Genomic DNA, 22,358 nt, shown 5'->3' with positions numbered 1-22,358 from the left:
GTGCGGTTGGGTTTGTCCACGCCAGTAGTGGTGCAGCAGCCCGGAATCGCCAGCGACTGGGAATCCACCGCCGGCATCGAGGATCTGGTTCAGATTGCTTCCGCTGCTGACGAATTGGGTTTCGAGTATCTGACGTGCTCGGAACACATTGCCGTTCCGTCGGCGGATGTCGCCAACCGTGGTGCGGTGTATTGGGATCCGCTGGCCACCTTGGGTTATCTTGCCGCGCACACCAGCCGAATCAGGATGGCCACTGCGGTGCTGGTCCTCGGATACCACCATCCGTTGGAGATCGTGAAACGCTACGGCACCCTCGATCGGGTGAGCGCGGGGCGACTGATACTCGGAGTCGGAATCGGCTCTCTGGAAGAGGAATTCGCGCTGTTGGAAGCGTCGTGGGCGCAGCGGGCCGCACGCGCGGATGACGCGATTTGCGCTCTTCGAGCATCGCTGTCCAGTGCGATACCGCAATACCATGGACGGTTTTATGACTTCCAGGGCATGACTGTGCTGCCGCACGCTGAACAGCGGCAGGTCCCACTGTGGGTCGGCGGACGCGGTGCGGCGTCACTGCGACGGGCAGTACGTCATGCGGACGGATGGATGCCTTTCGGGCTTGATCCGCATGACGTATCTGACATGTTGGCCATCGTCGAACGTCAGCCGGGTTTTGAGGTGGTGCTGTCCACCGTGGTTGACCCAGAGGGTGATCCGGCCGGCACGCGCGCCCAATTGGAAGTCCTGCGCGACGCCGGGGCCACGGCCATCAGCTGCGTGGTCCGGGCAAACAGTGCGTCGCACTACTGCGATCAGTTGGTCCGCTTGCGTGAATTGGAGAAGGAAGTATGACCGAAGCCGAGGTCTTGTCACGTCTGCGGCAACTCGAAGATCAGCTGGAGATCGCGAAAATCATTGCCACGTACGGTCCTTCAGTCGATTCGGGCGACGCCGACCGAGCCGCGCGGCTGTGGGCTGTCGGCGGAACCTACGACGTAGAAGGCTGGCAGATGACGGGCCGTCAGGGGGTACATGACATGGTCAGCTCCCCATCACACCAGGACCTCGTCGCTCAGGGGTGTTGTCACTTCCTGGGACCTGCTGTGATCGCCTTGGACGGCGACGCCGCAGTGGCCGTCTGCGAATCGCTGGTACTGCTGCGCCAGAGCGGTTCAGACTCCAGCGGCGACGACCATTACCGAGTCTGGCGTGCCACCGCAAATCTTTTCGTACTCAACAGAATTGCGGGCAAGTGGCAGATCACCGCACGGACGAGCAGGCTCCTCGATGGTGACCTATTTGTTCGCACACTGCTCGGAGCCGGTCTGGACGGCGTGTCGCCACCGACGCACGAACGGGGGTAGACCGGCTCCGGTGCCGGGAGGTTGCGTCGCCCTGCGCGGGTCAAAGATCGCCTTGCACCCAGCGGCTGGCCCCGTCGACAGCAACGCAGCTCAAGAACAACCCGTCCGGTGCCTGGGCGACGTCGTTGACGAATTGAGGGCAGGGTGAGCCCTCGACCTTGATACCCCGCATCGGCGGCGAGCGAAAATAGCGCGGTTCATATCGCCGCGGAGAGCCGCAGAACACGAGTCGGCCCCATGACGTGGTGCCGAAAACGAAATGCGACGTGTCGCCACAGGGGGCTCCCAACACCACCCCGGGGGAGATGCCGGGCGTGCAGTAGGCGTCCTCGCACGAGGCAGGGGTGTCAGCGGTCGCCACGGGCGGCGGGCCAAGGGTGAGCGCGCCGGCGGCGATGGCCAGCAGCAGTTGCTTGCGCATGGGGCTCCCGAGGTCGTTGATGTGTTCTTCCGATTCAGCTCTACCGAGTTCAGGGAATCCGGCGATACGTGGCCGACCGGTGAGCGGAACCAGCCGCGGCGGCGAGGTCGCCGGCGGCCACAGATCGGTATGTGACAGCGACCACAGCATATGGTAAAAAACTCGCTATTCCTATTTTGACTATTCGAGCGATGAGCCTGGAGGGTTTCGATGACGCTGACCGTCGATATGGCTGCCGAGATGCCTAGCAACGTGATTGATCGGGTTTCCCTGGTGTTGGACGCGTTCGATGGGTCGGGAAGTCTCACCTTGGCGCAGATAGTTCGTCGCACCGGGCTGCCCCGCTCGTCCGCGCACCGCATGCTCGAGCGCCTGGTGAACCTGCGCTGGCTGAGTCGTGACGGGTTCGATTACGAGCTCGGCGTGCGTCTCGTGGAGCTGGGAAACCTTGCGCTGCAACAGGACCGAATCCACCGGGCTGCCATTCCGCTCCTGCGTGATCTGCACCGGGCCACCGGGTTGGTGGTGCATCTCGCCATATTGGACGGCTCTGACGTCGTATACCTGGAGAAGATCGGCGACGAGGTGCGAGCTGCGATCCCGACACGGGTCGGCGGCCGCCAACCCGCCCAATGTACCGCCGTCGGTAAGGCGATCCTGGCCTATCGCGACTCTGCTGACGTTGACCTCGCGAAACGACGAACCCGGTACTCGGTCGCCACGAGTGCCCAGCTCGCTGCCGAACTGGACAGGGTCCGCGCCCACGGTGTGGCCACTGAGAGGGAAGAGTCTCTTCGCGGGTTCGGCTGCGTCGCAGCACCGATCGGACCCGTGGGCGAAGCCGTGGCCGCGGTGTCCGTGTGTGGCCCCATGTCAAAGATGACGTTCGACCGGCGGTTGGTGACGCCCGTGCGGATGACCGCCACGGCGGTATGGCGCAACGCCGAAAGCGTCCGCGAGCATGCCACGCCCACGCTCGTGCGCCCCCTGCGGGGCGGTCTTACCGCGCACAACGCGGAGCTGCGCGCGTCTGCGATGCGGCCCGCATGAGCCTCGATCCACAAGTGGCGGACCTGATCGAGGCTCTCGATGGGGGATTTCCCAAGGTATCCACGATGACCGGCGCCGAGGCCAGGGCCGCGATTCGCGCGCGGTTCGTGCCGAACCCGCAGCCCGAATCGGTCGCCGTCGTCTGGGATGACCGGGTGTCGGTCGACGGTGGTCATGTGGATGTCCGGATCTACCGGCCGGAAGCGTCCGGACCGCTGCCGGTGGCTAAGTCCCCTGGGGTGGTGGGAATTCGGGGACGGGGCTGAGGTGGGCGGAGATGTTCAGGCCGTGTCGGTGCCGGTGTTGGGGTGGGCCATCGCGTAGTGGTCAGTGAGTTACGTACCAAAGTGACTCACCGAAGGAAACCGCGCGATGACCCTTGACCATTCTGCCCTGCTCGCTCAGCTCGATGCACTGAAGTCCGCTGACTCGGGTGCGGTGTTCGCCGAGTTGATCCGTTCCGGGTTGCAGCAGCTCATCGAGGCCGAGGCCACCGCGGCGATCGGCGCGGGCCGTTACGAACGCAGCGACGGCCGCACGGTGCACCGCAACGGGCACCGCCCCAAGACCGTCTCCACGACCGCCGGGGACATCGAGGTGCAGATCCCCAAGCTACGGGCGGGATCGTTCTTCCCGTCGCTGCTGGAACCCCGCCGGCGTATCGACAAGGCGCTGCACGCGGTCATCATGGAGGCCTACGTGCACGGGGTGTCCACCCGCAGCGTCGATGACCTGGTGACGGCGATGGGCGTGCAGACCGGGGTGTCCAAGTCGGAGGTGTCGCGGATCTGCGCCGGCCTGGACCGCGAGATCACAGCGTTTCGGGAACGCTCGCTGACCCACACCAGCTTCCCCTACGTGTTCTGCGATGCCACCTTCTGCAAGGTCCGCGTGGGGGCGCACGTGGTCTCCCAGGCCCTGGTGGTCGCGACCGGCGTGTCGATCGACGGCACCCGTGAGGTGCTGGGCACCGCGGTCGGTGACAGCGAGTCGTTCGAGTTCTGGCGCGAGTTCCTCGCCTCGCTTAAGGCGCGCGGCCTATCGGGGGTGCACCTGGTCATCTCCGATGCGCACGCTGGGTTGAAAGTCGCTGTGGCACAGCAGTTCACGAACTCATCGTGGCAGCGGTGCCGGGTGCATTTCATGCGGAACCTGCATACCGCGGTATCGGCCAAACACGCCCCGGCGGTTACCGCGGCGGTCAAGACCATCTTCGCTCACACCGAACCCGACGAGGTCGCCGCGCAGTGGGACCGGGTCGCCGACACCCTGGCCGCGTCGTTCCCGAAGGTGGCCGCGATGATGGGCGAGGCCAAGACCGACGTGTTGGCGTTCACTGCGTTCCCGAAGGCGCATTGGCAGAAGATCTGGTCGAATAATCCGATAGAGCGTCTGAATAAAGAGATCAAGCGTCGGGCCGATGTCGTGGAGATCTTCCCCAATCCGGCGGCGTTCCTTCGCCTGGCCACCGCGGTGGTCATCGAATCCCACGACGAGTGGCAGGTCACCCGCCGCTACCTCTCCGATGTCTCCATGGACGAACTACGCGCCGTGATCGCCGCCAAACACGCCGCGGCAGCACTTGCCAAACAACACCAAATCGCCTAGCGTTCACCATGACTCGTTGATCACAACGCGTGAACCACGCCAGATCCGAAGTCCACCACTCCCCGGGACGCTATCGGGTCTTCCAGCCGAGGGTTTTGCGGGGTCTGGTGTTGAGTGCGTGTGCGACCGCTTCGATGTCGTCGGCCGACCATCGAGATAGATCGGTGCCTTTCGGAAAGTATTGCCGTAAAAGACCATTGGTGTTTTCGTTTGTGCCGCGTTGCCATGGTGATTGTGGGTCAGCGAAGAATATCGGGATACCAGTCTCCACCTTGAACTGAGCGTGAGCGGACATCTCCTTACCACGATCCCAGGTCAGCGACCGAGCCAGCTGAGCAGGCAAGGTCGACATCGTCGCGGCCAGAGCGTTTTTCATCGTTATCGCGCCATAACCGGCCAATGCCGGGCCGTTCTTGACCGACTGTTTGTGTCGATAACCCTGCTCGCGGGGCAGGTGGACAAGCATCGTGAACCGTGTAGTGCGCTCGACAACCGTACCGACGGCCGAGCGCTCCAGCCCGATCAGCAGATCGCCTTCCCAATGCCCAGGTATCGCGCGGTCGGCAACCTCTGCGGGGCGTTCGCTGATCAGCGTCTCCGGCGTGACGTGCGCCCAGGCAGATCACCGCGATCGCTCCCGCGGCGCACGTAGGGCCCGTCCGGTGCGAAGGCACCAGACCAGCTCACGCTTGAGCGCACCGCGGCCTTCGATGTAGAGAGCTTGGTAAATCGCTTCGTGGCTGATGCGCATCGACTCATCATCGGGGAAGTCGAGCTTGATCCGGTTGGCGATCTGCTCCGGACTCCAGGCCTGCACCCATGCTCGGTCTTTGCGGTGCGGTTTGTTGTTACCGGTCCACCGCGGCGGCTGCGGCCCGACCACCACTGATCCGTCGGCCCTGCTGATCCCCCCTGAAAGCCGTTCTTGGACATAAGCATGCAGTCTCGGGTTGGTGGCCAGCTTGGCTGCCTTGGGGCGCTTGGCTGTGAGCTCGGCCTTCCACTGCGCTACCGATGCACGGTACTCGGATGTGTATCCGCGAGTGGCAGCATTGCGGCGCAACTCGCGCGAGATCGTGGAGGGATCCCGACCGATCTCCCGGGCAATCTGGCGCACTCCGGCGCCTTGGGCCCTCAGCAGCGCGATCTCCTCGCGCTCACGGAACGACAAGTAGCGCCCCGACAGTGGTGTGAGATCAAACGGTGGCATCCCGCCAGCGTTGTGGAACCACCGCTGCCCGACCGGCTGCGACGCGCCGACGGCGATGGCTGCCGCCGCCGGCAACGAGCCTTTGGCGATTTCGATCCAAAACAGTCGCTCGGTCTCGCGTTGATGCGGTGGCGCCCCCGGCGACCTCATCGCACGACGAACAGCACGGTCTGCTGCTTGCTGACGACGAACCATCGAACACCCTCTAACTATCAGAGTGTTGCTTCCACCGGTTGAACCTGGTCAGTTCACCTCTTGGGCTTTCACCGATCGGGCCAAGCGGTCCGGGTTGGTCCCGTCGATGGGCTCGATCGGCGATTGCTACGACAATGCGATGATCGAATCATTTTGGGGCAGAATGCAAACCGAGTTACTCAATCGCAAGCGCTGGAAGACAAGAATCGAGCTGGCCAATGCCATTTTCGACTACCTGGAGATTTTCCATAACCGGCAACGCCGCCATTCCGCCCTCGGGATGCGCACTCCGATAGAGTTCGAACTGCTGCATCAATCCGCCCAACCCGTGGCCTGAAACCAAGTATGGCGACACCACCGAACCCAGGGCACATCAGAGCCTCCGGGAAACCCAGGGCGTTTCAGATAGTACCTGGCGTGCCAGGTGCGATTCGCCAGATACTTGATCACCGACGTGCACTTGTAGCGGCAATGTTGCTTGGATGGAGCAACTTTCGCTTCACAGAGTGAAGCCTGTGCCCCACAATGGTGGATGTGACAGAAACCAAGTACGCCCTGGTGACCGGAGGTTCGCGCGGAATCGGAGCGGCGATCGTCGCCCGGTTGGCCGCGGCAGGCTATCACGTCGCTTTCACCTACCTAAGCAATGAAACCGCCGCAGGTCAGGTCAAAGACAGGGTGCATGCAGCAGGCGGTAGCGCCAACCCCATGCAAGCTGACCTGACGAACATTGCTTCGATCGAGAAACTACTTGCGGCAATTCCGAATTCGGATGTGCCACACTTAGATGTAGTGGTCAACAACGCCGCGATCCTGCCACCGGTGGCCTTAATCGAGGACACCGCTTTCAGCGTATGGTCCGACAACTTGATGATCGCGGCCACCGCCCCGTTTCTGATTATCAAGCACGTGATCCCCTATCTACGGCCGGGGGCATCGGTCATCAACATCTCCACCATCAACGCCAGCACCCATCCGGTCGAAGGCGTATCCGCTTATGCGGCAGTGGCGTGTTCCCGCTGGATGAGTCCAGCAAGTTCTAGAGTCCTGTGGCCCGATGTCGGGCGAGAAGGGACGATGAACGTATGGCTGGTCGGAAGCGGCATTCCGCGGAGGACATCGTGCGCAAACTGCGCCGTGCGGATGAGCTGACCGCGGAGGGCAAGACCGGCGAAGAGGTCGCCGCTGAGCTGGAGGTGTCGGCGGCGACGTTGTACGACTGGCGCCGCTCCTATGGCGGGATGGACACTGACGCCGCCAAAGAACTCAAAGAGCTGCGCGAGCAGAACGCCCGCCTCAAGCGGTTGCTCGCCGAGGCTGAGCTGGTCAAAGATGCCCTGCGGGAGGTCGCCAAGGGAAAATTCTGAGCCCAGCTGCCAAGCGCCGCGCCGTCGACATGCTCACTACCACGTTGGGCATGTCGGAACGGCTGGCCTGCAAAGCCGTTGGGCTGGCCCGCTCCACCTGCCGCCGCCTGCCTCAAGCCGAGACTCCCGCTGACCCTGATGCCGAGATGCGGGCCTGGCTGCGCTCCTACGCCACCAAACACCCGTGCCATGGGTTCCGCCGTGCCTGGGCGGCGTTGCGCTACGACGAGCGCCGTGAGGTGAACAAAAAGAAGATCCACCGGCTGTGGCGCGAGGAGGGGCTGCAGGTGCGGGTGCACAGTTCGCGCAAGCGGGCTGGGGTGTCATCGATCCCACGGATCGAAGCCGACGCGCCGAACGTGGTGTGGGCGATCGATTTCCAGTTCGACTCCACCCTCGACGGCAAGGCCATCAAGATCGCCTCCATGGTTGACGAACACACGCGGGTGTCGCTGCTGAATGTCGTCGAGCGGTCGATCACTGCCGACCGTCTGGTCGACGAGCTCAAGAAGGTGTTCGCCGCGGCCGGCGGCCAGCCGGTGGTGCTGCGGATGGACAACGGTCCGGAGTTCATTTCGCAAGCGCTGCAACAGTTCTGCGACGGAAGAACTGGGATGTCCTACATCCCGCCGGGAACGCCGTGGAATAACGGACACATCGAATCCTTCAACAACCGACTACGCAAGGAGTGCCTCAACCGCAACCACTGGAACACCGTGCTCGAGGCCCGCGTGGTCATCGGCGACTTCAAGACCGAACACAACCATCGACACCGCCACTCGGCCCTGGGCTACCGGACCCCTGCCGAGTACGCTGCCGTCTGCAGATGTAGCCACACCCCGGTGGCCTGCAGCATCAACTGAAACTGGATCACACCAACCCGACTCCAAGAACGGGTGGACTCAGAAACGGGGACTCGCCAGCGCTTTAGAGGCTCTTCCGGTTTTAGAGTGCGTCGATTCGTTGGGTGAGGTTGCCGCAGTGCAGTAGTGAGCGCAGTCGGTAGTGGGTCAGGTTCCGGAAGCCGAGGGCGTTGCGGCGTAGTGCTTCGAGTCGGCCGTTGATCGCTTCGGTCGGGCCGTTGGAGGCGTGGAGGTCGAAGTAGGCCAGCACGTCGGCGCGGCGGCGCCACAGGGTCCGGCCGAGCGCAGCCAGCTCCTCTAAGGCGTCAGGGACGCCGCTGCGCAGCGCGTCGATGACCGCGCCCATCATGGCCTCGCCGCGGCGGCGGTCGGGGTGGGCGTAGGCGGCGATCATGCGTTGGTAGAAGCTCCAGCACAGTTCGACCGCGAGATGGTTTTCGTCGGCGAACACGGCTTCCAGCTTGGCTTTTCGGCGTGCGCTCAGCAGTGGCAGCCGGGTCCGCAGGATGCGTCGCACCCCGTAGAGCGGATCCCCGGCACGGCCGCGGTGCCCGCAGGTCTGCTGCTGGATGCGCTGGCGGCACAGATCGAGCTTGGTGCCGGCCAGGGCCACGACATGGAACGGATCCATCACCGGGGTGGCCTCAGGCACCTGCTCGGTGGCCGCTGTCTTGTAGCCGTTGAACCCGTCCATCGCGACGACCTCGATCCGGTCCCGAAACATCTGGCTCTGGGTCGCCAGCCAGCCCGTGAACGCCGCGGTGGAGCGTCCCGGCACCAGGTCAAGCAGCCGGGCCCGACCGGTCCCGTCCGCGACGGGGGTCAGGTCGACGATCACGGTGACGAACCCGTCGTCGCCGGGGCGGCGGACATGGGCCCAGCGGTGCTCATCAACGCCGATGACGCGGACCCCGTCCAGGCGGGTGAGGTCGCCGGCGACGATCACCTGGGTGGCATCCAAAGCGATGGTGTTCACGGTGTCCCAGGACAACCCAAGTTCGCGGGCGACCGCGGCGACGGTGGCGCGGTCGATCATCAGCCGTCGACAGATGTAGCGGGCGCAGCGTCGGGTGGTCGACCAGCCGCGTCGTGCGAGACGATCAGTGTTGTGAGCGAACACTTCTCGCTCACAGTCGGTGTTCACGCACCGGTAGCGCGGCACCCGGACATGCAATCGCAGCGGATGTCCAACGACCGGCACGTCGGTGACCCGGCGGACCACGGTGTCGCGGTACACACCCGCCGCACCACATCCGGGACAGTCGGTGTTTCCGTCGTCGAGCAACGTACAGAACACCACCGTGGCCTCACCATCGACGGCCGCGTCGGTGATCGTCACCCCGAGCTCGACGGTCCGCACGATCGTGTCGGCGACAACAGCAGCAGGCAACGACGTAGGCTCAGGCACAGGGCTCCCCGGGTGGCAGGTCTGCAATGGTGTAGGAACCTGCATCCTCTGCCAGTCGGGGCCCGTCTCAGCTCACCGACACGACCCCCACACCGGAATCACCGCACCCTCAGCTGCACTCCATCTCCGGATGAGCCGCTTTAGAGCAGCTGACCGCGATTGCGGCATTCGAACTTGGACCACGCGGCGTCACCGTCAACGCTGTCAGGCCCGGAGTCACCGATACCGATATGCAGCGGACAGTCAACGCAGATCCGTCTGCGCTAGCGCAGATTGCCGAGGACACCCCCATGCGCAGAGTGGGACAACCAGAAGACATTGCTGACGTTGTAGCGTTCCTGGCTAGCCCGCAGGCCCGCTGGGTCACCGGACAGACCATCACCGCATCCGGCGGACTTTAACCTCCTCCTGTAAGGCCAGTTCAAGCAAGCACACAGGAACTCGCTCATGACGTTCCTGAACCCAAGCACCGCATGGTCGCCTCTCAAAAAAGTCGGTGACACAACATGATTACGAGCGTTATGCTGCAGGCATGGTCCAGCACACGCCGGGGGCCACACCGCAGTTTGACTCCCACACAGCTCTAGGACATCTCCACGCGACGTGCCTAGACGGTACCGGTATCACGATCCGCAGATGGCGACCGGCTGATGCTCGTCGTGTACGCGATCTTCTCGATACTGACACAGACACCTTGTGGATAGAGCAGTTCCATGCCCTCCACGGACCCGACCAGGACGGCCCGGATTGGCGACGCACTCTGGTCGCCGTCGACAGCTATAACCGTCTTCTCGGGTGCGCATCGATCGCAGTGAATACTTTGCATAGCAGTCGATTTCCGTGTGCCATCGATGTCCATCCTCGGTTCCGACGCCGTGGCATCGGCGCGGCCTTGCTGGATGCCATCAAGCAGGCGCGTCCTGACGATCAACCGCTGTCCACGAAAGTGCGGACAGCGAACACTGCGGCAATGGGCTTCTTAACGAAGGCGGGCGCCGCGACTTACGCGCGTTGCCTCAATGTCGTGATCGACCCCAACGATCCTGCCGTAATGCGCTGGGCCAGCCGACAACACAAAGCAGGCAGCCGCTCGATGAATCTGCAGGACAAGGACCCTGAGTCACTCAGTAAAGTCTTTGAGCGGCAATACATGTGGATTCATCAGCGGTGGTCTCCCGTCGGCGATCTCGACCTACTCACCGAGGTTGCTGCTGCTGAGATCGATTCGATCGACGCCGATGCCAGTTCCGGTGTCTGGCACGACGGTGAGATTGTTGCCGTCGCGTTTGCCTTCCCTGTGCCGAACGAACCGGTCCTGGAGATCGTCGCGGAGACCACAACGGAGCATCAGCCGTGGGGTACCGAGTTCCTTGCCGAGGCAGTCGCCGCCACACTCCGTGTGACCCGGCGTCGCAATTGCCTTCTACGGTTTGACGGTCACATGTCCGATCCTCACTTGCATCCCGTCCTCTCTGCGCTACCTTGGCTTCGCCGGGACCCTTTAGACCTCGTAGAGATACCGTAAGAAAATGTATTGCAGGTCAATCGGATAAGCGGTTCAGGTGAGGTTTGGATTGGGCCGCAGAATCAGAATCGTTGAGGCAAGGAGCCCAGCCCCGGCAGCTAGCGCCCACGCTGGCTGCTGGTCGGCCTGCAGTAATAGCCCTGCCCACACCCCGAGCAAGCCGCCGGCGGCCGCGAAAGAGTGTCCCCAACCCATCACCTGGATGAACCGATCACCCCGAAAAAGCTCTTGACGCGCAGTGACCTGCGTGACTTCCACTCCCGTCAACAAGGACGACGTGAGGGCGACATAGGCCCAGAACAGGACGACTACTACTGGCAGCCCAGCGATGCTGCCTGAACCGGGGTCGCTGCCCCAAGTGTACACCGCGGCGGATCCCATGAGGACCGCGGTGAGGACGCAGCCGGTGTACAGCACTACCGTGACTCCGAACTGCCTGGTGGCAGCACGGGCCAGGAAGGGGCCGACCAATGCCCCGACACCCGCGCAGATCGCCGCGACGGCAAAGAAGCCGCCTTTGTTGTCGATAAACGAAGCGCACCACTGTCCGATATAGAGGGCGCTTAGACCCGCAGCAAGGGGAACTGAAGCCGAGAACAACGGTGAGCCTGGGAGGTTCCCCAGTTTCAGTGGACACCTGAGATAGCGGGACGGTGTCCTGCTGGAAGGATGTCGATATGTCGCGGACGCGTCGGTCGTTCACACCGGAGTTCAAGGTGGAGGCTGCTCGTCGGGTGATTGACAGGGGCCGGCCGGTCTCGGAGGTGGCCCGCGAACTGAACCTGCACGAGAGTCTGCTGGGCAAGTGGGTGCGTCAGGAGAGGGTCCGCGACGGGGTGGCCAGCGATGCCCGCCATGGGCCGCCAGAAGGCGATCTGACGGCCCGTGAACGCGCCGAATTGGTGCGGCTGCGTGCGGAACTGGCCGAGAAGGACCGAGATATCGCCTTCTTGAAAAAAGTATCGGCGTACTTTGCGGCACAGCAACATCGGTGAGTCGGTTTGAGCTCATCGCCGCGGAGTGCGCCGACCACGACATCGCCACACTGACCGAGCTCCTCGACGTCTCACGCTCGGGCTATTACGCCTGGGAAGCACGGCAGCGACGCACCGAACCCACGCCGCGGCAGCAGTGGCGCCGCGATCTCGAGGTCAAGATCCTGGCCCACTGGCAAGAATCCCGACGCACTTACGGTTCACCACGGATCACCGCCGACCTGCACGCCGCTGGGGTCTCGGTGTCGGTCAACACCGTCGCGGCGATCATGGCCGAGATGGGCATCGAAGGCATCAGCCCGCGCACCTTCAAGGTCAAAACCACAGTCGTCGACCCGGCGGCGTCTTTCCCACCCGACCGGGTGGGCCGGGTCTTCGATCAAGGCCGCCTCGATGCGGTATGGACCTCCGACATCACCTATCTGACCTGCGGTGAAGGCGATGCCTACCTGTGCGCGATCCGCGACGAGCACTCGCGACGGGTGCTGGGCTGGTCGGTGGCTGACCACATGCGCACTGAGCTCGTCGAGCAGGCGGTGGACGCGGCGGTGTTCACCCGCGGCGGGTCGGTGGCCGGCACCATCTTGCACTCGGACCGGGGCAGTCAATACACCAGTCACGACTTGGCCACAGTCTGCTCCGATCACGGCCTGCGCCGCTCTATGGGGGCCACCGGCATATGTTGGGACAACGCCGGGTCCGAATCACTGTGGTCGACGGTCAAGCACGAGTACTACAAGCGGCATGCCTTCACAACGTATGCGAATCTTGCTGCGGGACTTGACAATTACCTTCGCTACTACAACCATGACAGGCGGCATAGTTCACTGGGAATGATCTCACCTATCGACTTCGAGATCACCGCACGGATCAATCAGCAATCAAGCTAACCGTGTCCACTTTTTCAGGGGAACCCCACTGGACCTTTCATTCCTAAGAGGGTCCTCAGCGTGATGTTGGTTTCCTCGTGGTCAGCGTGTTGGGCCGATTCGTTGTCGTTCGCCGCGGAACCGACTCCCACCGATCGTCCCAACCGGAGACTGCGGTAGCGTGCGGCGACGGCCAGCAGCGAGGCAACAACATTGACAGCCAGTACCGCCAACACTGACCACCCTGCGAGGAGGCTTCCCAACGGTGTGCTCACGAACTGTGACACCGCAGGCAGGGCGGCATACAAGTAGGTGTTGAACACGGCGGCAGAGCCAGGCGCCTTCCTCTCAATCTCGGCGCCATAGAACTCCTCGGCGAGGTCGATGAACAGCGGTAGAAAGGACGTCGCGGCGGTGTAGACGCAGAGGATCACAGCCGCCCACCGCTGATCCACCGCGATGATCGCCGCTCCTGCCAGCAGCGTCAGTGCGACATCAGCGACCTCGCACCGGACAAGAATCTTGCCCGCCTCGAACCTGCGCAGCATCCGGGCCGCAGCGGCGCTGCACATGTCCTGCACATTCTCCAGCGTTGCCATCAAGGGCAGCCACAGCAGCGGCAGCAGACCTAGCGACACCAGAACCGGTACGGCACCGCCGACCACGGTGGTCCCAAAGTAGGACCACAGCAGGCCGACGAGCATCCAGGTTCGAGCTCGCTGAATGACACCCGTGAGTCGCAGCGCCGAAGCACTACCGGTGGTCACGCACCAACCTCCCCGGGGCGGGTCACTCCAGCGTTGGAGCTGAAAACTCTTGCAAAGGAGGAAGAGCGACGGCCGATCATGCCGCGCGTGTGAGCTGTTCTTGTCCTGCGGGGCTCAGATCGAACGGCTGCGCGCGGATGTCGTCGAGCCACCCGACAACCTGGTGCCGCTCGGAGCCAATGTCGGCGCACTTGGGATTGTTCCGAAGCTGGTTCGAAAGATAGGCGGCGCGGAAGCAAATCCGGCGCCACTGATCGAGGTCTTTATCTAGCCGCTCGGCCTCCCACACCGCGGCAGCGGAAACAGTGAGGTGCGCGTAGACGTAGAACGCATCGAAGGTTCGCACTGTCGACCATTGGCTGACCGAGCCATCTTCCTCGCGTCGCCACGGCACCTGGATCGGCTTGTCATCCTCGTCTTGCTCGCCTGAGGTGGCCTCCTCGAGGAGCGTCTTCATTCCTCGCTCCAACCACACTGTCTTGGAATGCAGGGCTTCGTGGAACAGGGATTCCGCGAGGACTTTGGGCGTCTCGAAGGCCGCCGGCCCGAACAAGACGAGGCCGGGGTACTCCATCCAGGTCTCGCCGACCATGTTGGGGCGGTCGGTCAAAGCGAACATCTGCAGGTAGCTCAGTGCGTCGCGTGAGAGATCCGGGATGGTCGTCTCGAGGATCTCTATCGCGCGGTCGAGGGTTGCGCGTTGCTCACTGTTGAGCGTCAACACTCGTTTGGGGTCGATGCGATTGTTGATGACCCTCACCATGATGGACGCACCGTCGTGTAGCTCAACATCTGTTCCTGCGAGGCGGCGGTCCGCGATCTGCGTAGGTGGCCGGTACTCGTCGAGCTGCTCGCGGTCAACGTCGGGTACCGCGTCGGCGTGCTCTTGACCGTGCGTGACCTCAGCGGCGTGTTGCAGCAGTGGATGGATGTTGGCGTCCATGACTTTGTCCTCCGAAAGGCCGGCTTCGGTGAACCACGTCAGCGCCGCCGACCGCAGGTCGGAGGGCGCTCCCCAGCGCCCTGTGATGAGCGCTAATTCGCGGTCACGTGTGGTTTCCAGCTGGAAACCAGCACTGAACGCATCTGCCGGTTCTGCACACCCACGATGACCTGATCACCGAACTGCGGATGCTGACCGCTCATCGGGCGGACCTGGTGGCCGATCGCACCCGCACCATCAACCGACTGCACCAGCAACTCATCGCGGTGTGCCCCGCCCCCCTCGAGCGAGTCGCCCAACTGACCCAGGACCGTGGATGGGTGGTTCTGCTGTCGCGCTACCAGCGCCCGAAATCCATTCGGCAGAGCGGACTTTCGCGCATCACGAAGAACCTGACTGAGGCCGGGGGGTACGCAATGCATCCTCCATCGCCGAAGCCGCCGTCGCCGCTGCGAAGACCCAGACCGTGCGGCTGCCCGGCGAAGAGGTCGCCGCCGCGCTGGTCGCCGAACTGGCGCAGGGGGTGATCTCCCTCGATGAACGCATCCAATCTACTGACGCTGACATCGAGGGCCGATTTCACCGACATCCACTCGCCGAGGTGATTACCAGCATGCCTGGCATCGGCTTCCGACTCGGCGCCGAATTCCTCGCCGCCGTCGGCGACCCGACACTGATCGGCTCGGCCGACCAACTCGCCGCCTGGGCCGGACTGGCCCCCGTTCCCCGCGATTCGGGGAAACGCACCGGACGGCTGCACACTCCGCAGCGCTACAGCCGACGACTGCGTCGGGTGATGTACATGTCCGCCCTGACCGCAATCCGCTGCGACCCGCAATCTCGGGCCTACTACCAGCGCAAACGAGATGAGGGTAAACGGCCCATCCAAGCCACGATCTGCCTGGCCAGACGCCGCACAAACGTCCTCTACGCACTCATCCGCGACAACCGCACCTGGCAACCCGATTCACCCCAAATCACCGAATCGGCGGCTTGACATCTTCATTGAGAGTCCTTTCCGCATTTCGCCGACGCAGGATCACCACCGTACTGACCACAGGTCTGGACCGCGAGACGTTCGACCTATTGCTACGCAGCCTCGGGTGGACAGACATTGCGGATTTCACCCTCAGCGGTGACGACGTACCCCCGGGTCGACCCGCACCAGATCTGATTCTGACGGCGTTCTTGCGCGCCAGCACAGTCGATATCCGTGACGTGCTCACCGTGGGTGACACCACCAACAACCTTATGGCTGCTCACCGCGCTGGTGTCATCAACAGCTATAGGATCACCGGTGGCGCACACAGCCGCTTTGCCCTGGAAGCCGCCCCACACAGGGCGATCATCGACTCTATCGACGAGTTGTGCCTCTGCGGGTTGCTGCGGCTACCCTCGCGCCTCATGACTGACGGTATCAGGACTTGGATCGGCGGCGTTCTGAGCGCCTGCGGTCTGGTAGACGATCAGACTCGAGTCGATCGACTCGTCGACGAAGTAGTACTGAGCTCCCGTGAGATACCGCATGTATCGGTCGAAGTTCTCCTCATCCGTGGCGGCCACTGCGGCGGCTCGGTTGCGCTCGAGTCGTTCAGCCCAGATACCGAGGGTCTTGATGTAGTGGTTACGCAGAGACAGTGTTTCGAGCACGGTGAAGCCGGCACGTTCACCGTGCTCGACCATCATTGCGGTGGTCGGGATCCGGCCTCCGGGGAAAATCTCGGTGATCATGAACCTGACGAATCGGGCAAGTTCGAAGGTCAGCTTCTTGCCGCGGGCCCGCAGGTCGTTGGGGTGATAGCCCACGCTGCTTTGGATAGTCATCCGGCCATCGTCAGGGAGCACGGTCCGGCACATCGTGAAGAAGTCGTCGTAGCGCTCGAACCCAAAGTGCTCGAACGCCTCGATTGACACGATCCGATCAACCGGTTCGCAGAACTGCTCCCAGCCTTGGAGACGGATGTCGAAGCTGCGCTCGGAATTGACGTCGGACAGCAGTTGTGTGCAGTAGGCCTGCTGATTTCTGCTCAATGTCAGACCGATCACGTTGACGTCGTACTTCTCCATGGCGCGCTGCAGGGTCAGGCCCCAGCCGCAGCCGATATCAAGCAAGGTCATACCTGGCCTGAGGTTAAGCCGTTGCAGATGCTGATCGACGTTGGCGATTTGCGCCTCGGACAGTGTGCAGTTCGGTCCGGTGAAGAAGCCGCAACTGTACTTGCGGGTGGGGTCCTGGAAGACGCCGAAGAAGTCATCAGAAAGGTCGTAGTGGGCCTGAATGTCTTCGAAATGCGGTTTCATTGACGCTTCGGCGTGCGGGTGAGCGGGCATGCGTTGCGCATTCCTTTTCGGTTGTCACGGTTGGGGTGTTTGCCGGAGTTGGTCGAGGCGCTGGTTGTGTCGTCGCTCCGCTAGGAGCGTCTGGGAGTGTATCCGTCAGACTCGCGCGGCCACGTTGGCGCGGCGAGTCCGACGGGCACACTGTGGCACTACTTGGAAGACCAGGCATCGATGACGAGTCTGCCGCTGGCGGTGAGCTCTTCGAGCCAGGCGAGGGCTCGCTCTTGGTCGTCGTTACCCGATCGAGTGCGGTAGACATCGAGCAGGGCTCGCTTGACCCCCGGAACCAATCGAGCCCCGTCCCCGCACACTCGCAACTGCCTCTGTTCTTCCTCGATCATGTGCCAGACCTCGCGGCCCTCCTTAACGATGCGATCCTGAACGAACGGGCAGTTGTCCTCGGGTGCAGCGAAATACGTGGGCCGTAGATCAACTACGCCGTTCAATTGTGCTTCCTCGAGTTCTGCGCGGTGAAGGAAGTCGACATCAGGGTGATCGCAACCGAAGTAGCAGAGCAGCGGTGCGGCGTCTGCGCTGTGGGCCCGGTCCTGGATCACGCCACGAAACGGTGCCAGTCCGGTGCCAGCGCTGATGACGATTGCCGGTTGATCATTCTCCAGACGGAAGCCATCTGAGCACGGCAGCACGCGGCCCAGCACCGTGTCTCCTTGTTGCAGTCGGCTCACGTAGGTGGAGGCAGTTCCGCGATATGTTCCCTCGCCTGACAGGTGAGGGGCATCGACAGCGGCCACCATCAAGTCGACGTGGCCTGGCTGCGCGGCCGGTGACGACGATACAGAGTACCGCCGCGGAGCCAGTGCCGGCAGCATAGCGAGGAAGGTGTCGACGCCGAGCTCGACCGACCGATAGCTTTCCAGTAGATCCAGCAGCGACACTCGAGCGGTCGTGATTCTGGCAGCGAACTCGTCGGCATCGTCGACGAGCTTCTGCAACGCCGTGCGCTCGGGCGGGCATGAGCACCGCGCGATCAATGCCTCGATCTGCTCGATCGTGACCGGGCACTGCAGTTCCACGTATCGACTGAAGACCTCGCCCAAGGTGATGGGTCGTTCGGTGGGGATGTGACCCGGGACCCGACCATGACGGCGGATGATCACCAGCTCGGTGAGATCGGCACCGAAGCGACGTTGCACTCGTGCGATCAGCTCGGCCGGGTTCTGCGGAAGCAGTGCAAGGTGATCGGCGGTGCGATACGTCGTCCCTGCTGGTAGTTCGAGGCGAAGAAACATCTTCGATCGCCCCAGTGGGTGCGTGGTGTCGACCAATTCATGGGCCGAAACGACCGTCATCGGTTCGAGACCGTGCCTGCTCTGCAGGTCCTGGTCCAACGACCACACTGCTGACTCGATGGTGAGGCCGGCGTCGTGTTCATCCGGCGGCTCGGCGGTGATGCCGTCACGAGGCAGGATCGTCGCCCACAGGTCGGTGTTCCAGCGTTCGACTTCTCCGGTGAAGTCCCCGGCGACGTCTGCGGCGCCGCGGTCGATGAGCCGGTGCCCACCGGCGGCTGACAAGCGTGCGTCGATCATGGTGGGGACGTGTTGGTAGGTGGCAGCCCAGTTGCGGTCACCGACTCCTAGAACTGCGTATCGCAGTCCGTCGAGGGAGCCAGGGGTCACGAATTCCAGCCAGGGCAGGAATTCGTCGGCGTCGTCGGTGGGCCTGCCGTTGTAGGACGACGCCACCACCAGTACCACCGAGTCCGGACGCAATTGCCCGACCGCATCGTTCAGGGAACCCAGCGTGGCGTTGTAGCCGGCTTGTGTTGCGCGGTCGGTGATATCACGGGCCAGCCGTGCCGATGTGCCCAAATTGGACCCGTGCAGCACCGTGAGCGTGGTTCCCAGCTCGACTGCGTTGCCTGGCTGCGCCACCACAGTGCTGGCGTGGCGCCCGGTGTCGGCCGGCCGAACGCTGCGATCAGCGGGTAGGCGGCGGGCCAGCTTCAGCGTCAGGCCGCCCGGTTTGATCGTCAAGGCTTCGGTGATCTTGAGTTGATAGTTGGAGTAGTCGTTGAGGCGGTACCGGTGAATGATCATGGCCAGGACAAGGGTTGCTTCGTGGAGTGCGAATTGCCGTCCAATACAGGCGCGTTCACCGTTGCCGAAGGGCTTGTACAGGTGCATGGGTCGTTTGCTGACGTTTTCGGTGTTGAAGCGCTCGGGATCGAATGCTTCAACGCTGTCGCCCCATTCAGGTGAACGATGTAGAGGCGGGGTGAGGATCGTGACCACGTCGCCGCGTTTGACTGCGTAGCGTCCGCCGATGACAGTATCTTCGAAGGGTTCGACAGCGTAGCCAGGAGCTGTCGGCCACAGCCGAAGAGTTTCATTGAGGATCTGCTGCACGTAGGTCAACCGTCCGATGTCGGTGTAGGACGGATCGATGTCGTCCGAGGTTCCCCACAAGGTATCGACTTCAGCTTGGGCGCGGGCCAGCACCGCTGGGTTCTTGGCGAGGTAGTAGAGAGCAAAAGACATTGCACCGCTAGTAGTTTCGTGTCCGGCGACCAGGAAGGTGATGACTTGGTTGCGGACGTTCTCCGGGTCCAGGCGTTGCCCGGTGTCTTTGTCAGCAGTGTTGAGCATGCGGCCGAGCAGGTCGTCGGTGTGGTTGTCGCCAGATTCGAGGCGCTGGCGCACAACGTCGTCCACCACGTTGTGCATCAAAGCGATGTCGCGCTCGTACTGCTCGCCGCTTGTGCGTTTGAACGCGTTCATGATCGGCAGGGTCGCCGCCAGACCTTGCGCGTGGTGCAGCGCTCGGCTCATGGCTTCGACAAAGGGATGAGGGGTCTCTCGCTGGAACGATTCCAGGTCGAAACCGAAACCGCACAGGCCGATGGTGTCGAAGGTCAACCGCGTCATGTCCTCCGGTACCTCTACTACTGAGGCAGCGGCTGCGTAACGGTCCCACCGATCGAGGAGCTTTCGCGCGACATCGACCATTGTCGCGTGGTACTGGCTCATAGCCTCGAGCGAGAACGCGGGGAGCAGAATGTTGTGGGCCTTGCGCCAGTTGGGTTCATCGTTGAAAGCGGTGAACAGGCCGTCGCCGCCGATGTCGCGCAGCTGAACTAGCTCGGTGTAGACGCTCTTACAGAACCTTTCGGTGTCCGAGAGTTCGGCCACCAGGTCTCCGTCCGAGACGACGATCGTGTTGGTGTTCGCGATCCTCAGCCGCATGATCGGTCCCAGTTCCTTGGCCTGGGCCATCATCCACTGCATGGGGTTCTCGCGCGGGACGCTGAAGGTGTGCCCAACCAGCGGTAGTCCTGGTGGCTCGGGGATAGAGCCGAAGAGAGCAACAGGTGAGGTGGTCAAGATGGGTTCCTTCCCGTGTCGGGGGGCTCAGGCGTGGCGACGGGTCGATCATGTGAGAGCTATCGCGGGAAGTACCGCGCCAGACGTTCTTTGTGGCCCGCTGCGGGTCTGATCAGGGTTTGACCAGGATGCGGATCGGGTTGCCTTCGGGTTCCTTGAGCATGTCGATGCCTCGTTGCACGTCGTCCAGCGGCACGATCTGACTGATCGAGCGAGAAAGGTCGAGGCGTCCGCGTGAGACGAGTGTCGCCAGAGTGCCGATGTCCTCGTTGTGGTAGCCGAGGTGTCCGAGTACCTGTCGGTGCCCGAAGTTGAAGTCTGACGTCGACCCGAGGGAGGGAGTGTCGGCGCTCATACCGACACCCACGAGTTTGCCTCCCACAGCTACGGCGGCAAGTGCCTGCTCGAACGTCGTGGTCACCCCCACTGCGTCGAAGCTGACGTTGAGGTTTTCGCCGTCAGTGGCGGCGGCGATCTTGGAGATCAGTTCAGGATCGCGGGCATCGAAGGCATAGTCGGCACCGAGATCCAGCGCGCGGTCGAGCACAGCCGGTTTGATGTCGACGGCGATGATGGGTGCGGCGCCGACCAGGCGGGCTAGTTGCACGATGTGTGTACCGACCCCGCCGACACCCCAGACGCCGACGGACTCCCCGACGCGCACGTTGGCGGTCCGTACTACGGCGCCGAATGGTGTTGACACTGCATCGGCGAGGATCGCGGCGTGCTCGAGCGAGACGTTGTCAGGAATTCGTGTGAGCCCGATAGCTTGTGCGACAGTGTATTCGGCCCAGCCGCCGTCGTAGCCGAAGGCCATGATGCTCGGGCTCAGGCAGTTCGCGGCGTCGCCCCGCGCACACTTCGCGCATGTCCCGCAGGTGCGGCCCGCGGCCACCACCACGCGGTCGCCCACCGCCCAGCCCGATACGTCGGGTCCGAGGGCAGCGATGGTGCCCGACGCTTCGTGCCCCTGGGTGATGACGGGGAGTTCGGCGGGGAACGTGCCGTCCAGCAGGCTGAGGTCAGAATGGCAGATTCCGCAGAATGCGACCTTCACCAGTACCTCGCCGGGGCCCGCGATGGGGATGGCGACGTCTTCGATGACCACTGTGCCGGTGTCGGCGTAGAAGCGCTGCGCGCGCATTGAATCGTTCATAACGTGTCCTTGTCGTAGCTGAGTTGATGGACGACAGCGAGTCGTCGTTGGGTGGACGCGCTCCGGATACTCAGAGTCCGCGCCCATCTGCGTAACGGCCGTCGCCGAGACTGAGCAGGTGTTTGCGGACAGCGACGCGTGCACGATGGAGTCGCGACATGACCGTTCCCAGAGGCACTCCCGCGATTCGGGCTATCTCTTTGTAGCGGAAGCCCTCGATGTCTGCGAGGTAGAGAACGAGGCGTTGCGGTTCTGTGAGTCCTTCTAGTGCGTTCTTGACGTCGTCGTCAGCGACGGTGTCGAGGGCGGCCTGTTCGGCGGACCGGGCCGATGGCCCGTGACGTTGACCGCGAGTTGATTCCACATCGTTGAGGCCACCGGTGAGCAGTTCCTCGGGCCGACGCGCACGTGCGCGATAGAAGCTGATCCAGGTGTTGGACTGGATTCTCAGCAGCCAGGCTTTGATGTTTGTTCCGGGCTGAAACGTGGAGAAGCCGGCGAAAGCCTTGAGCATGGTTTCTTGCACCAGGTCCTCGGCGTCGGCGTGGTTCCGAGTCAGCCTGCGGGCCGCGCGGAGAAGATCGTTGACCAGCGGCAGGACCGCTTCAGCGAAGCGCGCAGACGCCCCCACAGTGCCGGCGGCCTCGTCGGCCGTTCTCCGGTGCGGATGATCGCTGACAGCACGGGTCGGGGAAAGAGCCTCTCGGACAACGGACTTCGTTGAGCTCTCGTATGCGTCGCGCGTCGTTGTCATTTCAGCTCGCCTTTACATGTGGAAGGAGCCTTGCAGTAAGCGGTCCGGACGACGGCGGTACTTCGAGTGGCACGATGGCATGACCCCGGTCGATGACATCGCCCGCCCGCTGCTGTGGCTGTCGACGGTATGACCCGCACACCCAACTGATGCCCGAACCCGTGCGGATTGAAGGCCGACGG

Annotated in this window: 18 protein-coding genes and 6 pseudogenes; 14 read left to right on the top strand and 10 right to left on the bottom strand. The window is 63.1% G+C overall.

From position 1 onward, the window contains the following. Both ACZ5IQ_RS19890 and ACZ5IQ_RS19885 read left to right on the top strand, forming a co-directional pair. The gene (locus ACZ5IQ_RS19890) at positions 1-849 is read left to right on the top strand and encodes an LLM class F420-dependent oxidoreductase (RefSeq protein WP_212806429.1); all 849 of its coding nucleotides are present in this window, start codon (positions 1-3) and stop codon (positions 847-849) included. Further along, on the top strand, positions 846-1,361 hold the full coding sequence (locus ACZ5IQ_RS19885) for a nuclear transport factor 2 family protein (RefSeq protein WP_212806428.1): 516 nt from the start codon (positions 846-848) through the stop codon (positions 1,359-1,361). The genes ACZ5IQ_RS19890 and ACZ5IQ_RS19885 overlap by 4 nt, the downstream gene beginning before the upstream one ends. Positions 1,362-1,401: 40 nt before the next feature. Here ACZ5IQ_RS19885 and ACZ5IQ_RS19880 read toward each other — a convergent pair whose 3' ends face one another. Next, positions 1,402-1,782, bottom strand: coding sequence for a hypothetical protein (locus ACZ5IQ_RS19880; protein ID WP_212806427.1), 381 nt, complete (start codon positions 1,780-1,782; stop codon positions 1,402-1,404). A 210-nt stretch (positions 1,783-1,992) separates the two neighbouring features. Here ACZ5IQ_RS19880 and ACZ5IQ_RS19875 point away from each other — a divergent pair, with 210 nt between their 5' ends. From ACZ5IQ_RS19875 to ACZ5IQ_RS19865, 3 genes and pseudogenes are all read left to right on the top strand, one after another. Continuing rightward, positions 1,993-2,832, top strand: coding sequence for an IclR family transcriptional regulator (locus ACZ5IQ_RS19875; protein WP_212806426.1), 840 nt, complete (start codon positions 1,993-1,995; stop codon positions 2,830-2,832). Further along, positions 2,829-3,056, top strand: a pseudogene (locus tag ACZ5IQ_RS19870) (alpha/beta hydrolase); the annotation flags it as partial. The gene ACZ5IQ_RS19875 and the pseudogene ACZ5IQ_RS19870, both read left to right, overlap by 4 nt. Positions 3,057-3,204: 148 nt before the next feature. Next, on the top strand, positions 3,205-4,440 hold the full coding sequence (locus tag ACZ5IQ_RS19865; protein WP_036437208.1) for an IS256 family transposase: 1,236 nt from the start codon (positions 3,205-3,207) through the stop codon (positions 4,438-4,440). Positions 4,441-4,510: 70 nt separating this feature from the next. Here the strand turns inward: ACZ5IQ_RS19865 and ACZ5IQ_RS19860 are convergent. Beyond that, positions 4,511-5,845, bottom strand: a pseudogene (locus tag ACZ5IQ_RS19860) (IS30 family transposase). 49 nt (positions 5,846-5,894) lie between these two features. Here ACZ5IQ_RS19860 and ACZ5IQ_RS19855 point away from each other — a divergent pair. The 3 genes and pseudogenes from ACZ5IQ_RS19855 to ACZ5IQ_RS19845 form a co-directional block, all read left to right on the top strand. Beyond that, positions 5,895-6,182, top strand: a pseudogene (locus ACZ5IQ_RS19855) (transposase); the annotation flags it as partial. A 197-nt stretch (positions 6,183-6,379) separates the two neighbouring features. Beyond that, positions 6,380-6,997, top strand: coding sequence for an SDR family NAD(P)-dependent oxidoreductase (locus ACZ5IQ_RS19850; RefSeq protein WP_165693627.1), 618 nt, complete (start codon positions 6,380-6,382; stop codon positions 6,995-6,997). Then, a protein-coding gene (locus tag ACZ5IQ_RS19845) for an IS3 family transposase (protein ID WP_109557119.1) occupies positions 6,931-8,075 on the top strand; the annotation gives its coding sequence in 2 pieces (ribosomal slippage) (positions 6,931-7,198 and positions 7,198-8,075; 1,146 coding nt in all). Before ACZ5IQ_RS19850 ends, ACZ5IQ_RS19845 begins: the two co-directional genes overlap by 67 nt. Before the next feature lie 82 nt (positions 8,076-8,157). Here the strand turns inward: ACZ5IQ_RS19845 and ACZ5IQ_RS19840 are convergent. Continuing rightward, positions 8,158-9,483 (bottom strand): ISL3 family transposase, encoded by a 1,326-nt coding sequence (locus tag ACZ5IQ_RS19840; protein ID WP_079632900.1) that lies wholly within the window; start codon positions 9,481-9,483, stop codon positions 8,158-8,160. Positions 9,484-9,629: 146 nt separating this feature from the next. Here ACZ5IQ_RS19840 and ACZ5IQ_RS19835 point away from each other — a divergent pair. Then, positions 9,630-9,884: pseudogene (locus ACZ5IQ_RS19835) on the top strand (SDR family NAD(P)-dependent oxidoreductase); the annotation flags it as partial. A gap of 293 nt (positions 9,885-10,177) precedes the next feature. Next, on the top strand, positions 10,178-11,008 hold the full coding sequence (locus tag ACZ5IQ_RS19830; RefSeq protein WP_212812932.1) for a GNAT family N-acetyltransferase: 831 nt from the start codon (positions 10,178-10,180) through the stop codon (positions 11,006-11,008). Positions 11,009-11,041: 33 nt separating this feature from the next. On the opposite strand, the gene ACZ5IQ_RS19825 is transcribed toward ACZ5IQ_RS19830, so the two are convergent. Further along, complete coding sequence (locus tag ACZ5IQ_RS19825; protein ID WP_464480136.1) at positions 11,042-11,608, bottom strand: MFS transporter; 567 nt, start codon at positions 11,606-11,608, stop codon at positions 11,042-11,044. A 77-nt stretch (positions 11,609-11,685) separates the two neighbouring features. Between ACZ5IQ_RS19825 and ACZ5IQ_RS19820 the strand changes: the two genes are divergently transcribed. Both ACZ5IQ_RS19820 and ACZ5IQ_RS19815 read left to right on the top strand, forming a co-directional pair. Next, a complete protein-coding gene (locus ACZ5IQ_RS19820; RefSeq protein ID WP_260932170.1) occupies positions 11,686-12,003 on the top strand; it encodes a transposase in 318 nt (105 codons plus the stop codon). Next, on the top strand, positions 12,000-12,893 hold the full coding sequence (locus tag ACZ5IQ_RS19815; RefSeq protein WP_260932168.1) for an IS3 family transposase: 894 nt from the start codon (positions 12,000-12,002) through the stop codon (positions 12,891-12,893). The genes ACZ5IQ_RS19820 and ACZ5IQ_RS19815 overlap by 4 nt, the downstream gene beginning before the upstream one ends. 14 nt (positions 12,894-12,907) lie before the next feature. On the opposite strand, the gene ACZ5IQ_RS19810 is transcribed toward ACZ5IQ_RS19815, so the two are convergent. Further along, on the bottom strand, positions 12,908-13,639 hold the full coding sequence (locus ACZ5IQ_RS19810) for an MFS transporter (protein ID WP_464480135.1): 732 nt from the start codon (positions 13,637-13,639) through the stop codon (positions 12,908-12,910). 76 nt (positions 13,640-13,715) lie between these two features. Next, complete coding sequence (locus tag ACZ5IQ_RS19805; protein ID WP_464480134.1) at positions 13,716-14,582, bottom strand: hypothetical protein; 867 nt, start codon at positions 14,580-14,582, stop codon at positions 13,716-13,718. A 143-nt stretch (positions 14,583-14,725) separates the two neighbouring features. On the opposite strand from ACZ5IQ_RS19805, the pseudogene ACZ5IQ_RS19800 reads away from it, so the two are divergent. Together ACZ5IQ_RS19800 and ACZ5IQ_RS19795 are read left to right on the top strand one after the other, a co-directional pair. Further along, positions 14,726-15,579: pseudogene (locus ACZ5IQ_RS19800) on the top strand (IS110 family RNA-guided transposase); the annotation flags it as partial. Further along, positions 15,576-15,845, top strand: a pseudogene (locus ACZ5IQ_RS19795) (HAD family hydrolase); the annotation flags it as partial. The pseudogenes ACZ5IQ_RS19800 and ACZ5IQ_RS19795, both read left to right, overlap by 4 nt. Before the next feature lie 126 nt (positions 15,846-15,971). On the opposite strand, the gene ACZ5IQ_RS19790 reads toward ACZ5IQ_RS19795, so the two are convergent. The 4 genes from ACZ5IQ_RS19790 to ACZ5IQ_RS19775 all read right to left on the bottom strand — a co-directional run bounded on the left by ACZ5IQ_RS19790 (position 15,972) and on the right by ACZ5IQ_RS19775 (position 22,053). Further along, positions 15,972-16,883, bottom strand: a complete 912-nt coding sequence (locus ACZ5IQ_RS19790; RefSeq protein WP_212814962.1) for a cyclopropane mycolic acid synthase family methyltransferase — start codon at positions 16,881-16,883, stop codon at positions 15,972-15,974. A 188-nt stretch (positions 16,884-17,071) separates the two neighbouring features. Next, a complete protein-coding gene (locus tag ACZ5IQ_RS19785; protein ID WP_079632906.1) occupies positions 17,072-20,266 on the bottom strand; it encodes a cytochrome P450 in 3,195 nt (1,064 codons plus the stop codon). A gap of 112 nt (positions 20,267-20,378) precedes the next feature. Further along, on the bottom strand, positions 20,379-21,422 hold the full coding sequence (locus ACZ5IQ_RS19780) for a zinc-binding dehydrogenase (RefSeq protein ID WP_064282760.1): 1,044 nt from the start codon (positions 21,420-21,422) through the stop codon (positions 20,379-20,381). A gap of 70 nt (positions 21,423-21,492) precedes the next feature. Further along, a complete protein-coding gene (locus ACZ5IQ_RS19775) occupies positions 21,493-22,053 on the bottom strand; it encodes a sigma-70 family RNA polymerase sigma factor (RefSeq protein WP_464480133.1) in 561 nt (186 codons plus the stop codon). Positions 22,054-22,358: the final 305 nt, after the last annotated feature.

Source organism: Mycobacterium toneyamaense, from assembly GCF_055384815.1.
This window is presented reverse-complemented; position numbering and strand designations above follow the sequence as displayed.